Origin of the sequence: Caldicellulosiruptor hydrothermalis 108 (genome assembly GCF_000166355.1) — a bacterium.
Taxonomy (GTDB): domain Bacteria; phylum Bacillota; class Thermoanaerobacteria; order Caldicellulosiruptorales; family Caldicellulosiruptoraceae; genus Caldicellulosiruptor; species Caldicellulosiruptor hydrothermalis.
The window spans coordinates 2740564-2753809 of record NC_014652.1 but is presented as its reverse complement, the minus strand read 5'-3'; the positions used below and the strand labels follow the sequence as shown (position 1 = coordinate 2753809).

Genomic DNA, 13246 nt, shown 5'->3' with positions numbered 1-13246 from the left:
ATTAAAATATTCGATTTACATGGTTTCTCGGATTTTTTTTACTTCTTCAACCTCAATCTCAATAAGCTCTGCTATTTGCTGGTCTGAAAACCCTCGACGAATAAGCTTTTTTACTATCTCTATTCTTTCTTCTAATCTGCCTTGTTGAATTCCTTTATTAAATTGTTTTTGGTTTGTTTCATCTAAAAGTCGTGCAACATTAGATATAAACTCTCCCATCCTTCTTCCCCCCTTTTCAAGCTTTTCCACAAACTCATCATATTTCTTTTTATGTTCTTCCAAAAGTCTTGGTCGTATTACATTATTTGCCCAAAGGATAAATCTTTGCTGATTGACTTTGCTTAAGTTTTCAGTTGAAGGGATTATCTCTTCAAGTCTTTTTACAAGCTCAAGACCATCATCTCTTACCTGTTCAAGATAAAACACAATTGGGCTTAAAACATCTTTTTCTTTTTCAATAAGCTCTTTGGCATTTATATTGGAAATATCAACAAGTGCGTATTTAAATATATCGTCTTTAAATACATCAAATGCGTCTATTATCTGTTGAGATATATTCCATTTTCTATCAAGTCCATTATATGTCACAATTGGAACAATTGCAGGTAGTTTATTGCAGCCTTGCCTGATCTTCTTTGCCCATAAAAGTATCATGTATCGCAATAGCCTTTCTGGCATATCTTCTACTACTGTTGACTGATTTTCTATGATTATATAAAAGTAAACTTCCCTATCTTTTAACTTTGCTTTAGCTACAATATCTGCAATGTTCTTTTTAAAATCTTCATCTATCATTTCTTTGTCCTCAAGCTCAATAGAATCTTCTTGAATATTATTTGCCCAACTGTATCCAATGACATCTTTTATAAGAAAGAGAATATCTTTTGGATGTTCAAACAGTAGTTTAAAAGTTATATCATGTTCCTTTGAAGGTATGTTACTCTCCACTTTGATTACTTCCTTTCTTTATTTTCTTTGAAATAAACTATACACCATTGTTTTTTAAAATTAAATTTAAACGCTCAATTATATTATACCACTTTAATCTGTGCAATAAAATGTTAATCAAATGTTCCACGTGGAACATTCTTGTGATATAATTTAATTAAAAAACTCAAAGTGGGAAGTTGAAGATGGCAAGAATTGTTGCAATTGTTAACCAAAAAGGTGGTGTTGGCAAAACAACTACCTGTGTTAATTTATCTGCTGCAATTAGTAGGATGCAAAAAAAGGTTTTAGCAGTTGACTGTGACCCGCAGGGCAATCTCACAAGTGGTTTTGGGATTGACAAGAAATCTCTTACAAGAACTACATACGATGTTTTGATTGGCAACTGCTCAGCTGAAGAAGCTGTTATAAAAAACAAATTTGAAAACTTGAGCGTTCTTCCTGCTAATGTTAACCTTGCAGGTGCTGAGATTGAGCTTGTATCAATGATTGCAAGAGAGTTTAGATTAAAAGATGCAATTGAAAAAATAAAGGATGAATATGATTATATCTTTATTGACTGTCCACCTTCCTTAGGGCTTTTGACTCTAAACGCTTTGGCTGCTGCTGACTCTGTCATAATTCCTATCCAGTGCGAATACTATGCTTTGGAAGGACTTTCTCAACTTTCTAATACAATATCTCTTGTAAGAAAGCACCTGAACAAAAACTTAGAAATTGATGGTGTTGTTCTTACCATGTTTGATTCAAGAACAAACCTTTCCTTAGAGGTTGTTGAGGAGGTAAAAAGGTTTTTTGGTCAGAAGGTTTTTTTGAGTATAATTCCTCGAAATGTAAGGTTATCGGAAGCACCTTCATTTGGTCTTCCAGGGATAATATATGACCCTGAATCAAAAGGTGCAAAGGCATACATTAAACTTGCTGAGGAGTACATAAATAGGATAGAAAAAAGTATTTCAAGAGGTGCAATATAGATGAAAAAGAGACTTGGCAGGGGGCTTGATGCCCTGTTTGGGGATGAGATAAGTAGCTCTGGAAAAGAGTTTGAGACTGGCTCTGACGGCAAGGAAAATATTGAGAAGATTGAAGAGATTGATATTGATTTGATAGAGCTATCAGAAAATCAGCCAAGAAAGATATTCAATGAAGAGGAAATAGAGGAGCTTGCAAGCTCAATTAAAAGTGTTGGGCTTATACAGCCTCTTGTTGTGCAAAAAAAAGGAGATAAATATGTTTTAATTGCCGGTGAAAGAAGACTAAGAGCTTGCAAGATGGCAGGTATCGAAAAGGTAAAGTGCATTGTGAAAGAGTATGAAAATCCCCTTGAGATTGCCCTGATTGAGAATATTCAGCGAAAGGATCTAAATCCGTATGAAAAAGCTCTTGCGTTTAAAAGGCTTATGGATGAGTTTGGGTATACTCAAGAAGAACTTGCAAGAAGGCTTGGTATATCAAGATCTAAGCTTGCGAACACTCTTCGCATCTTAAATCTTGGTCAGGAGATAATAGATCTTATAATTGAAGGCAAGATCTCTGAGGGGCACGCAAAGGTTCTGCTTTCAGTAGAAAGTGAGGAACAAAGAAAAAAGCTTGCCGAGCTTGTTGCTGAAAAAAATTTGAGCGTACGCGAGCTTGAGCAGATCGTAAAATCAAGAGGCTATAAAAAGGAATTTGAGCTTGAAAGTGAGATAATTCGAGAGATTGAAGAAAACCTTATGAAACTATTTGGTTTGAGGGTTAAAATTCAGAAAAAGAAAAATAGAGGAAAGATCGAAATAGAATTTTCATCAGATGAAGAGCTTGAAAAGATAATCTCTATTCTCATGCCATAAAGTGCTTTGGCATCAAAAATTCATCATCGGAATGTTCCACGTGGAACATTTTGCATGACCGCAAATAGTAAAATGTCAAGGGGGAAAATGTATGAGAAGTTTTATCACTACATATGCATCTGAGATAGTCATCTTTTTTCTTGTTCTCAACATGGTGCTTTTTCTTGCACTTTTAATAGAACTTGCAAAGAATAGGAGTCTTAAAAGAAGGTTTCTTGACCTTACATCAAACCAGGATTTCAAAAGCTTGGAGGAGATCATAAAGCTGACAAATGAAAAGGTTGAATACTTTGAAGAGGTACTCAAAGCCTTAACAAAGAGTCACAGGGTATTGAGCGAAAATGCAAAGCTGTGCATAAAAAAGGTTGGTATTGTCAGGTATGATGCATTTGAGAATGTTGGTAGCAAGCTCAGCTTTGCTATGGCGCTTCTTGACGAGTTTGACACGGGGGTTGTGATAAACAGTATATATTCAAGAGAGGGCTGCAGTGTATATGCAAAACCCATTGAAAATGGACTTTCAAAGTACCCACTTTCTGCTGAAGAGATGCAGGCAATTGACATTGCAAGAAAGAATTATATTTCAAAGGAGATTAAAGAGTAAAGCTCATCACAAAAGAAAGGAGGGCACCTGCCAATGATGCTTTAAAGAAGTCCTCATTGGCAGGAAGAAGAAATGGAGACCAATAAAATTGAGTTTACCAAAAGTTTTTATGAGAGCATTTTAAATGGAATGCTTGACCTTGTCAGGGTCATTGACATAGATGGGGTTGTTGTGTTTTGCAACACAAAGATGAAAGAGGAGTTTGGTGACCAGACCGGCAAAAAATGCTATGAACTTTTCTGCAAAGACGCGCGGTGTGAAGACTGTATTGCAACAAGAGCGATGAGAGAAAATACAAGATTCATGAAGTATGCGCAGCACAAAGACAAGTTCTACTATGTCATAAGTTCGCCAATTCACAGCGAGGATGGCAAAGTGATTGGCACTGTTGAGGTCTTTAGAGATATTACAGAGCAGCGAAAGATTGAAGAGAGGCTCAGGCGCCAGAACGAGATTTTAAGGCGCGACTTGGAGTTTGCAAAAAGACTTCAGCAGTCGCTTCTTCCGGTCATACCAAGGATTGAAGGATACAGAATTACATACACCTACAAGCCATGCGAAAGGCTTGGCGGAGATTTTTTGGATGTCATTAGCATAGACGACAGAATAGTTTTCTATGTTGCAGACGTTGCAGGGCATGGACTTTTGGCTTCAATGGTAACAATATTTGTCAAACAAAGCATCATTAAAAACGCTCACACTTACATAAACTCAAGTGCACAGGAGATAATGAAGGGTGTTCTTTTGGATTTTATAGAGATGAACTTTCCAAGCGAGATATATATCACAATAGTGCTTGGCATCCTGGAAAAACAAAGTGGGAAAGTTACTATGATTTCTGCCGGGCATGTGACAGAGCCAATTTTGGTCAAGGCAAACAAGAAAGTAAAGATGTTTTCGATGAGAGGGCAGCCTATTGCATCAATTGACCTTGAACAGGGGTTTGAGATGAAAGAGACAACTCTTGAGAAAAACGACAAGCTGATATTTTACTCAGATGGACTTATTGAGAGCAAAAACAAGCGGGGCGAAATGTATGGCAAAAAGAGGCTCATAAAAAGAATACTGAGCATTAAGAACATCAATACAGAGCTTTTGATAAGAGATGTGAGAAATTTTGTCTCTGACATAGACGATGACATTGCAGTTTTGATGATTGAAAAGATGTAAAAAGAGTGGGAAAGCAGGATGAAGCTTTTGAAATTTATATATAGGTTAATTGTTATAGCAGCGCTCATTTTTGCTATTGTGCTGAGCTTGAACCTCTTTGGCATAGAGTTTTTGAGCCCTTATATGTTCATGAAATTTGAATATATAAAGACATATCCAAACATAAGATTCTATGAAGATGTCTTGCCGCTGAAAGACGGTGCTGCAGTGATTTTCAGGGGCAAGATTGGTGTTTTGACCGGTGATACAATAAAGTGGACAAAAGTTGCGTACCAGAACCACAAAGGGTACTCTGACGGGCAAGTTGCAGTGGCATTTGTTGAAGGCGGAAAATATCTTCACATAATAACAGCATCTGAGCAAAAAGATATCATGTACCCTGTAACAATAAAAGATGTTAAAGTAAAAGGCGGCAAAGTTTGTGTGCTTCTGAGCGGCAAGGAAAACTATCTTATTGCCTATGATGGCAAGCAAAACATTCTTTTTTCTGCAAAGCTAAATGAGAAGGTTATAGACTTTGACATTGGAAAGAATTTTGTAGTAGCCATAGTTAAAAGTATCTCAACAGGGGATTTAGCTATATCGTACATAGACAAAAGAGGAGTTTATATGTCAAAAATACTTCCCGCCACCTTTTCAAATGCAAAAAAACTTTTTGTTATACAGAACTACATTGTTCTATGGGACGGCAAAACGCTCAGTGTATATGACATGCAGCTCAAGAAAAAGAAAAAATCTTTTAGATCAAGCAGTACTCCAAAGCCTGCTGTGGGAAATCCAGAAGTTTTAGTTTCGTCAAAAGATATTCTTTCATACAACAGCTACACAAACAGGTTTTTGTTCAAAAGCTTATCACCATTTGACTGGGCTGTAGCTACAAGCGACAAGATAGCAGTGACAAAGGGCAACGATGTTGAGATTTACTCTTTGAACCTAAACAGATTAAAACAGCTCAAAGTTCCTTCGTTCGGATTTGTAAAAGCTGTTCTAAGCCAGGACAAGTTGTACTATATATTTAATGATAGAATTGAGTGTTACAAGGAAAGGTGGTAACATCAATATGCCAAACACAGCCGACTTGGTAGTGCTTGTGGTAATTTTGATAGGCAGCTGGGTTGGGTACAAAAAAGGTGTGCTTAGGATGGCATTTGATATAGGGTCGTACATAATCTCGTGGTTTGTTGCAGTGTTTGGATATAAGTTTGTAAGCGGCTTTATACTTCAATCACCGACTCTTAAAGAGGCTATCTACAGTTTTGTCAGACAAAAGGTTGTGATAAAGGACGATATTCTACCAACAGTGCCTCAGTTTTTTAAAGGTGCAATAATACAAGCGCAAGAAACCCTCAACAGAACCTTGCAGGATGCTGCAGCAGTTGTTCTTGCCAATTTTATTGCTATGATTTTGATATTTGTGGGAACTAAAATTGTAATCTCAAGCCTAAAAATGTCTATTGGATTTATGAGAAAGGTGCCAGTTGTGGGACAGGTGGACGGGTTTTTAGGATTTGTGGCAGGTGCGGCTGTAGCGCTCATAATAATCTACATAGCTTTTTCAATTCTCTACTTTTTCCCAAACGCAGAGATTTTCAAGTCAGCCCAGAAGGTCATAAAGACCTCGATGTTTGCAGAGTTTTTGTATGAGAACAATATAATTGTGATGCTCATGAGACAGTACTTAAAGATATAAATTTACATTTTAAATCTCAAAAGAAGGAGAAATATAAAGAAATGAGAATTGTGCCAGCAGAAATCATCGAACAAAAGGTATATGAAGCCATAAACCAGGCGGTATGCATCTTGCCAGACGATGTTAAAGATAGCCTGCACAAGGCTTATGCCTCAGAAGAAGGAATTGCTAAATATACTTTGGAAAATCTTATAAAAAACATTGACCTTGCACAGCAAAAGATGCGACCTGTTTGCCAGGACACAGGTGCTGCAGTGTTTTTTGTGGAGATTGGTGAAGATGTGTTTATTGAGGGTTCTTTGAAAGATGCAATAAACAGAGCAGTCTCAAGAGCATACACAGACTTTTACCTTCGAAAGTCTATGGTAAAAAGCCCGATTGAAAGGGAAAATACCCTTGACAACACACCTGCTATAATTCACATTGATATGGCAAAAGGTGATAAAATCACAATTCATTTTATGCCTAAGGGGTTTGGGAGTGAAAATAAAAGCACGATTTGCATGCTCACGCCGGCAGACGGTATAGAAGGAATTGAAAAATTTGTTGTTGAGACAGTCAAAAAAGCCGGGTCTGACCCATGCCCGCCAATTTTGGTGGGAGTGGGCATTGGAGGGACATTTGAACTTGCTGCACTTTTATCTAAAAAGGCGCTTTTGAGAAAAGTAGGGCAAAGGCATCCCAGAAAATATATAGCAGAGCTTGAAGAAAGGCTGCTTGAAAAAATAAACTCTCTTGGGATAGGCCCTGAAGGGTTTGGTGGCAAAACAACCGCGTTGGATGTCTTCATTGAAGAGTTTCCCACTCACATTGCAGGGCTTCCAGTTGCAGTGAATATATGCTGTCATGTTGCAAGACATGTGAAGATAGAGATATAAGGTATTTGGGATGTGGCTACTGAAGATAATAAGACCGCAGATGATGGAAGAGGTGCAAGGGGAAATAGATGAGCTTCTTGGAAGAATAGAGAAAGAGGAGATGGTAAAATAAACTAATTCAGAAATGTTTTAGTATTCGAAGAATTACAGAATTTTTAGAGCTTGAGACTGACAAAATAGAAAAACTCCAAAGGACAGTAAATCAATAAATAAAATTCTTTCAACGTTCATAAAATCTAAAGAGGCTGTCTAAAAAAATTTAAAATTTTTATTTCGCAATATATAGGTGAGACTTAGTAAATCAAAAACCATATATTGTAAGAAAGGGGCTATCCAATTACTAGTTTGGACAGCCCCTTTTACTTTTGTAACGTAAACCAAAGTAGCATATTTTACCTCAATAGAACAGCAAAATCTTGTGTATAGTACACATTTTCATAGTTCGGGTCCACAGCGCATCCAACTCCAACAATCTCAAAACTTTCTTCAATGTTTTGGCGATGCCCTTTTGAGTTCAAAAGAAAATGGTTTGCAAAAAATGGTAGCAGCTTTGTCCCCATTATAATGTTCTCACCAAGTTTTCTGAACAAAATCCCGGCATCTTTGAATCTATCTGAAGGAGTTTTTTCAGAAATATCTGTGTGTGAGAAATAATTATATTTTGCCATGCTTTGTGAATGCATTCTCGCAAGTTTAGAAAGACTATCAGAAAAAATAAAGTATGGCTTTTGCAGGTAAGATCTTATTGAATTTAGATGAAGCAGGTGTATCTTTTCAAAAGATAAAAGAAGACTTTGCATAGCATCCTTTTTTGAAGAAATGGGGTGCTCACTTAACAAAAACTCATCCCAGAGACTCTTTTTCACCATAAAAATGCCACAAACCACATTTGGCTTGGCAATTCTGTCATAGAACAGGAAAACGTAGTATGAGTTTTTTACAACTGCAACGTCGTAATTGAGCCTTAAATTGCCATCGTCATAGGTATACGTTGAATTTCCTCTGATTATTACAAATCTATCCATAAAAGAAAGCTTCGATTTTTTAACGTTTTCAACCGTCGAGCCAATCTTTATGTTGCTAAACCCAGCAAATAACTTTGAATTTGTATAGTAAAACACCAGCCTATCATTTTCAAATCCAGCAATGAAAAAATCTGAAGGATTTTTTGATACGTAGAATGGAAAATCAAAAGGGCTCTTAAATGTTTGTATTTCGGCACCAAGATAAACCTTATCAAAATATGACTTTGAACAAAACATGTACACATTTCTTTTTTGCTGGCTTGCGGCAATGACAGCATTGTTGCCTGCCGGATGTATACTGATGTATACAATAAATAGTGCTATTAACAATAGTACACAACATCTAAATAAATAGCATCTTTTAGCAAACATCTTTATAAAATCACCCAATTAAAAAGATTTACTACAGCTTAATAATACCATATTTCAAGAAGAATATCATCTCGATACAAAATGATTGTTTTAACAATAATTTAACGCGTTCAAAACAACTCTTTAACAAAAAAGAAGTAAAATTCATACTGGAAAAACCAAAGAAGGAGCTGAGGCAGAAATGAATGTGATCAAAGTAGCTACCAAAAAACTATCAGGTTCATTAAAGACACGAATAATGTCCTGGTTTGTTTTAATCTCGCTCATACCCATTGCAATATTTCTCATATTCTCCTTCTCTCTTATCCAGAAAGATGCAGAAAAAGAGATAAAAACAAGATTAGAGAGCGCAAAAAATGTAGCCTTGCAGGAGATAGAAAGGCTTTGCAAGCTTTCACTTGACTATAGCATACTGATATCAAGTAATCCACAGCTCAGAGAAGCTGTTGCAAAAAAAGACCATCTTAAGGTTGTTCAAATAATTTCACCGCTTGCAAGCGAGCTGTCAATACACCAAATTGTTGTGACAGACGACAAGGGCATTTTAATAGGTCGAAGCGATGTTCTTTCAAAATTTGGAGATAACCTGAAAGACGATTACTTAGTCAGATGTGGGCTTGCACGGCTAAAATACACGTCTGTGCAAAGCGAAAATGGCACAGTGTATGTAAAATCTGTATCAGATATAGTAACTCAAATGTCTGCAAACAACATGAGGGTGATAGGCACAATTATTGTTGGCTATAAGCTTGACAAAAAGTTTGTTGAAAATCTCACGCAGCTTACCAAAATGGACATTGTAGTATTTTCGTCAGATTTAAGCAGAACAATCTCTTCTTCGAATATCGAAAAGCTGATAGATAGTCACAACTTGCAAATGATACTTTCTGGCCAATACGAATACATTGCAGCAAGCACACCAAAAGGCAACTATCATTATATTCTTCTTCCCATCAGAAGAAGTGAAAAGATTGATGTAGCAGGAGTATTAGCACTGGTTAGCAAAAATGGTATAGTTTCTTCTTTTATTAGAGCATCCATGAGATTTTCTATTCTACTTTTCATTGCAACACTCATACTTGTGGTGATTGTGAGCCTATTTGTGTCAAACAGAATAACAAGACCTATTATTAAACTTGCAGAAAGTGCAAAGAAGGTTGCATCAGGAAGCTTTGACATCCAGATAAAGGTGGATGGTAGCGCAAATGACGAGATTTCACTCTTGACACATGAATTTATACGAATGGTCAAAAACGTTAACAGTTATGCCACAAACATTGAACAGACTCTTAGCACAACACAGCAATACATTGATAGACTCAACAGAATAGCTTCAGATTCTGCAAAGACAAGTAAAATAACAAGCGAGCAGATAAAAGAGATTATAGCTTTGGCTGAAAACCAAAAAATGGCATTTGAGCAAACTACGCAGATGGTTTCCGAGCTTGAGAATCAGATTCAAAAGATGTTTGACATCTTCAAGATGGTACAAAACGAGGTTTCAACAATCTACACCACCACATCAAAAGAACAAGAGTCTATAAAGATGCTGATTAATCACATGTACACTGCAAATTCAGCTATCAACCAAGTAGCAATGGACTTAGAAAAAGCAATAAAGGATTTTAAGGGTATTGCAAGAATGTCGCAGAGCATTTCCAGCCTTGCAGAGAGGATAAAGATAATTGCACTGAATGCATCAATTGAAGCAGCAAAAAGAAACATTCCAACTTTTGAGGTAATAGCGTCAGAGATTTCAAGGCTATCGCAGTCAGCAAACGCCCTTGCAAAGTCGGTTCTTAATGCCATTGAGGCAGGGCTTTCAGCATTTGACCAGACAAGCCGCAAACTTGAAAATGCTCTTAGCATTGTAGAAGCAGGTGCTGAGGTTGCAAAACGCTCATCAGAATCGCTGTCAAGAATAGAGATGACAAATCAGCAGATAAAGACAAGGATAGAAAATATTATGGATAAGGTAGCCAGCCAGCAGGAAAAGATTTTTACCATAAACAATGTGCTCAAAAGCCAGACACAGACAGTTTCACAGTACTTTAAAACGCTTATGTCAACAAGAGACATCTTTCAAAATCAAAAAAAGGCTGTTGACAAGCTTATTGACCAGTTTTCAGATGTCCATGAAGGTATTGTAAAGCTTGCTTCAATTTCTATGGGTTCAGAGAATAATTAGAGATATTATACTATACTTTTGTTTCAAATTCTGGTTGGGTATATAGCTACTTTATTTGCACTTTTTGTACGCTGAAGTGTTAAAAGAGTTTGTGAAAAAAGCGAGCGCAGGCAGTCTGTACTGTCTGTGCTTTTTTGTTATAATGTAATTATAGTGCAGATTTTTTCTTAAGACTACAAAAATCAAGGTTATAAGAAGGTGTAAATAAAATGCCAGGGTTCAATCCGTTTGTGAATGATTTTAACAAGCTCAGAAACTTTTCGAGGATTGTATATCTGTATGGATGCTATTCAAGAGAAGATGCTGAGAACTTTAACATCGCAAAAAGGACATTTGACGATGAACTTAGAAGAATGAGAATATTCTTAGGTGAAGACCAGTATTTTTCAGCAGAAAGAGAAGGGAAAAAATCCCTGCCATGCATTGTAGAAGACTTTTTCAGAGATGTGGAAAATCCGCTCATAAACATATATTTTTCAAAAACATCAACCGCCCTGCAAACAACCCTGTTTTTTATGATTCTACAAGTATTAAATTCATCCGAAAACAAAAAAGCAGCTGCAGCTCAGATACTGGACAGAATTTCACAGGTGCTTGACCGGGATGTTGCTGATACCGACTTAGAGTCCAGCCTTAAAAGAGTGTTAAGACAACTTCAAAACCTTGGGATTGTGAGGTATTTAAAGAATGAAAAGGTATATATGCTATGTTCCCGAGCAAGAGATGTTTTTAAAGATTTTTCAACAGATGAGATAAAAGACATTTACATATCTGTTTTGTTTTTCATAAACTCAAATGTGCCTAACGTCCCGGGCTGGTATCTTAAAGAGAGTTTGGAAAAATACCTTTTAGAACTTGGTGAAGAAGAGTTTTTAAAAGATGCAAACAGTATGTTCTGGTTCACATACATTCCGCACCACTACATCCTTGAAGAGGAGCTTGTATGGAAGTTTTTAGAGGCAGCATCCAATAACAAAAAGATAAAAGTTTGGTACTATCCACGAAAGAAAAGACAGAGCGTAGAGTTTGTCTGCACACCTGTGCGAATTGTTTACGATGTAAAACTTGGCAGATGGTATTTTGTGGTATTGAGGGGAGAAGGTTTATCAGCCCTGCCAGTGTGGCGCACAGAGAAAATAGAGATTTTGCAGGAGGGTTTTGACCCGCAGCAAATCTTGCCTCTTGCAAGGCGGCTTGAAAAGTGCTTTTTTGTATCTGTGCCGACCGGAAAAAAAGGATTTGAAAAGATTCGGCTTAAGTTTAAATGTCCATCGGATTCGCCATACAACTTTGTGCTTGCAAGGGTGAAAAGAGAGCTCAAAAACGCAAGGATAGCCAATGTCGATGAGAAAACATTTGAGGTGGAGTATGACATCAGCAACATAAAAGAATTTAAAGGGTGGCTGAGAAGCTTTGGCGAAAGAGCGGTTGTCCTTGATGATACAGAAGCTGGCAGAGAACTTAAAGAAGAGATGATAAACGAATGGAAGGAGATTCTGAAAAACTATGGAGATTTTTCTTGAGGCAAAAAGCACGTTTTACAAGGCCTTAGAGGAGATTATAAACAGAGCCTACGAAAAAGGTACAATTTCCCAGAAAGAGATTTATGATGTTCTAACAAAGTACAACTGCAACTTTCCAGTGATTGAAGACAGGGTGTTTGCCAGAAATGGTTCATACCAGAAAAATATCTATGTGCTAAAACGTCATGACAGCAAAACCTACAGGCTCAGGATAGATACGAAGATTGAGCCATATGTTACAAACTTGGAAATAATGTGGCTAAAGCTTATTATGTCAAGCAGGTACGCAGAGCTTTTTTTGGATAGCAGCACCATTGAGAAGATAAAGAAACTGAAAACTGCTTATGTTCCGCCAATTGACATGAGTTTAATTGTTCCAAAGAACTATTCAAAGATTTTGGGAAGAGAGGATATAAAGAATATAGCACCAAAACTGAAAATGGTATTAAGAAGCATACTTGAAAAGAGGCTTTTGCGATATACATACATAGCACGACAGGGACAGGTTTTCAAAAATGTTGTTGGCATTCCTGTAAAGATTCAGTACTCGCTTAAGGACGACATGTTCTATATCATCTTTTACTCTCTTGAGCATAAAACCTTTGCAAAGTGTATTATTCAAGGCATTGAGAATATGACATATGAAGAGGGAAATTTTGACAGGGAACAGGTTTTGAAAGAGTATGAGCTGTATTTAAAAAACGCAAAAGCAAAACAGCCCATAATAATTGAGGTCATGAATACAAAAAATGCCTTAGAGAAGGCTTTTTGCATGTTTTCTTCATTTGAAAAAAGTGCGCGTTATTTGAAAGAAAAAAACAAGCATGAGATTAGGATTTACTATTATGAATTTGAAGAGGCAGAGATAATCTCAAGGATACTGTATTTGGGTAAAAGCGTTGTTGTAACACAGCCGCAGCACATCAGAGAAAATATAATCTCAAGGGTAAGAAATGCACTTAAAGTATACTGCGACAATTATATGGTTTAAAGTTACTTTAAAATGGGTATATATT

General features: G+C 36.7%; 12 protein-coding genes. 10 read left to right on the top strand and 2 right to left on the bottom strand.

All coding sequences use genetic code 11. The features are described 5' to 3' along the window. Positions 1–15 precede the first annotated feature (15 nt). Positions 16–948: an Rpn family recombination-promoting nuclease/putative transposase gene (locus CALHY_RS13175; protein WP_013404433.1), complete on the bottom strand. Its 933-nt coding sequence runs from the start codon at positions 946–948 to the stop codon at positions 16–18. Positions 949–1133: 185 nt separating this feature from the next. Here CALHY_RS13175 and CALHY_RS13170 point away from each other — a divergent pair, with 185 nt between their 5' ends. From CALHY_RS13170 to CALHY_RS13140, 7 genes are all read left to right on the top strand, one after another. Further along, positions 1134–1922, top strand: coding sequence for a ParA family protein (locus CALHY_RS13170; RefSeq protein ID WP_013404432.1), 789 nt, complete (start codon positions 1134–1136; stop codon positions 1920–1922). Next, positions 1923–2780, top strand: a complete 858-nt coding sequence (locus CALHY_RS13165; protein ID WP_013404431.1) for a ParB/RepB/Spo0J family partition protein — start codon at positions 1923–1925, stop codon at positions 2778–2780. Between the two features lie 91 nt (positions 2781–2871). Further along, entirely contained in the window at positions 2872–3384 is a 513-nt protein-coding gene (locus tag CALHY_RS13160) for a DUF4446 family protein (protein WP_013404430.1), read from the top strand. A 72-nt stretch (positions 3385–3456) separates the two neighbouring features. Beyond that, the gene (locus CALHY_RS13155) at positions 3457–4554 is read left to right on the top strand and encodes a SpoIIE family protein phosphatase (RefSeq protein WP_013404429.1); all 1098 of its coding nucleotides are present in this window, start codon (positions 3457–3459) and stop codon (positions 4552–4554) included. Positions 4555–4572: 18 nt separating this feature from the next. Then, the gene (locus CALHY_RS13150; protein WP_013404428.1) at positions 4573–5607 is read left to right on the top strand and encodes a hypothetical protein; all 1035 of its coding nucleotides are present in this window, start codon (positions 4573–4575) and stop codon (positions 5605–5607) included. Positions 5608–5614: 7 nt separating this feature from the next. Then, positions 5615–6244 carry a CvpA family protein gene (locus tag CALHY_RS13145; RefSeq protein WP_013404427.1) on the top strand — a complete coding sequence of 210 codons (630 nt, stop codon included), beginning with the start codon at positions 5615–5617 and terminating at the stop codon, positions 6242–6244. A gap of 41 nt (positions 6245–6285) precedes the next feature. Beyond that, positions 6286–7122, top strand: a complete 837-nt coding sequence (locus tag CALHY_RS13140) for a fumarate hydratase (protein ID WP_013404426.1) — start codon at positions 6286–6288, stop codon at positions 7120–7122. A 392-nt stretch (positions 7123–7514) separates the two neighbouring features. Here CALHY_RS13140 and CALHY_RS13135 read toward each other — a convergent pair whose 3' ends face one another. Next, positions 7515–8519 carry a CAP domain-containing protein gene (locus CALHY_RS13135; protein WP_013404424.1) on the bottom strand — a complete coding sequence of 335 codons (1005 nt, stop codon included), beginning with the start codon at positions 8517–8519 and terminating at the stop codon, positions 7515–7517. Positions 8520–8700: 181 nt separating this feature from the next. Between CALHY_RS13135 and CALHY_RS13130 the strand changes: the two genes are divergently transcribed. The 3 genes from CALHY_RS13130 (at position 8701) to CALHY_RS13120 (ending at position 13221) form a co-directional block, all read left to right on the top strand. Then, positions 8701–10707 carry a methyl-accepting chemotaxis protein gene (locus tag CALHY_RS13130; RefSeq protein WP_013404423.1) on the top strand — a complete coding sequence of 669 codons (2007 nt, stop codon included), beginning with the start codon at positions 8701–8703 and terminating at the stop codon, positions 10705–10707. A gap of 209 nt (positions 10708–10916) precedes the next feature. Then, positions 10917–12230: a helix-turn-helix transcriptional regulator gene (locus CALHY_RS13125; RefSeq protein ID WP_013404422.1), complete on the top strand. Its 1314-nt coding sequence runs from the start codon at positions 10917–10919 to the stop codon at positions 12228–12230. Continuing rightward, positions 12214–13221 (top strand): WYL domain-containing protein, encoded by a 1008-nt coding sequence (locus tag CALHY_RS13120; RefSeq protein WP_013404421.1) that lies wholly within the window; start codon positions 12214–12216, stop codon positions 13219–13221. Before CALHY_RS13125 ends, CALHY_RS13120 begins: the two co-directional genes overlap by 17 nt. Positions 13222–13246: the final 25 nt, after the last annotated feature.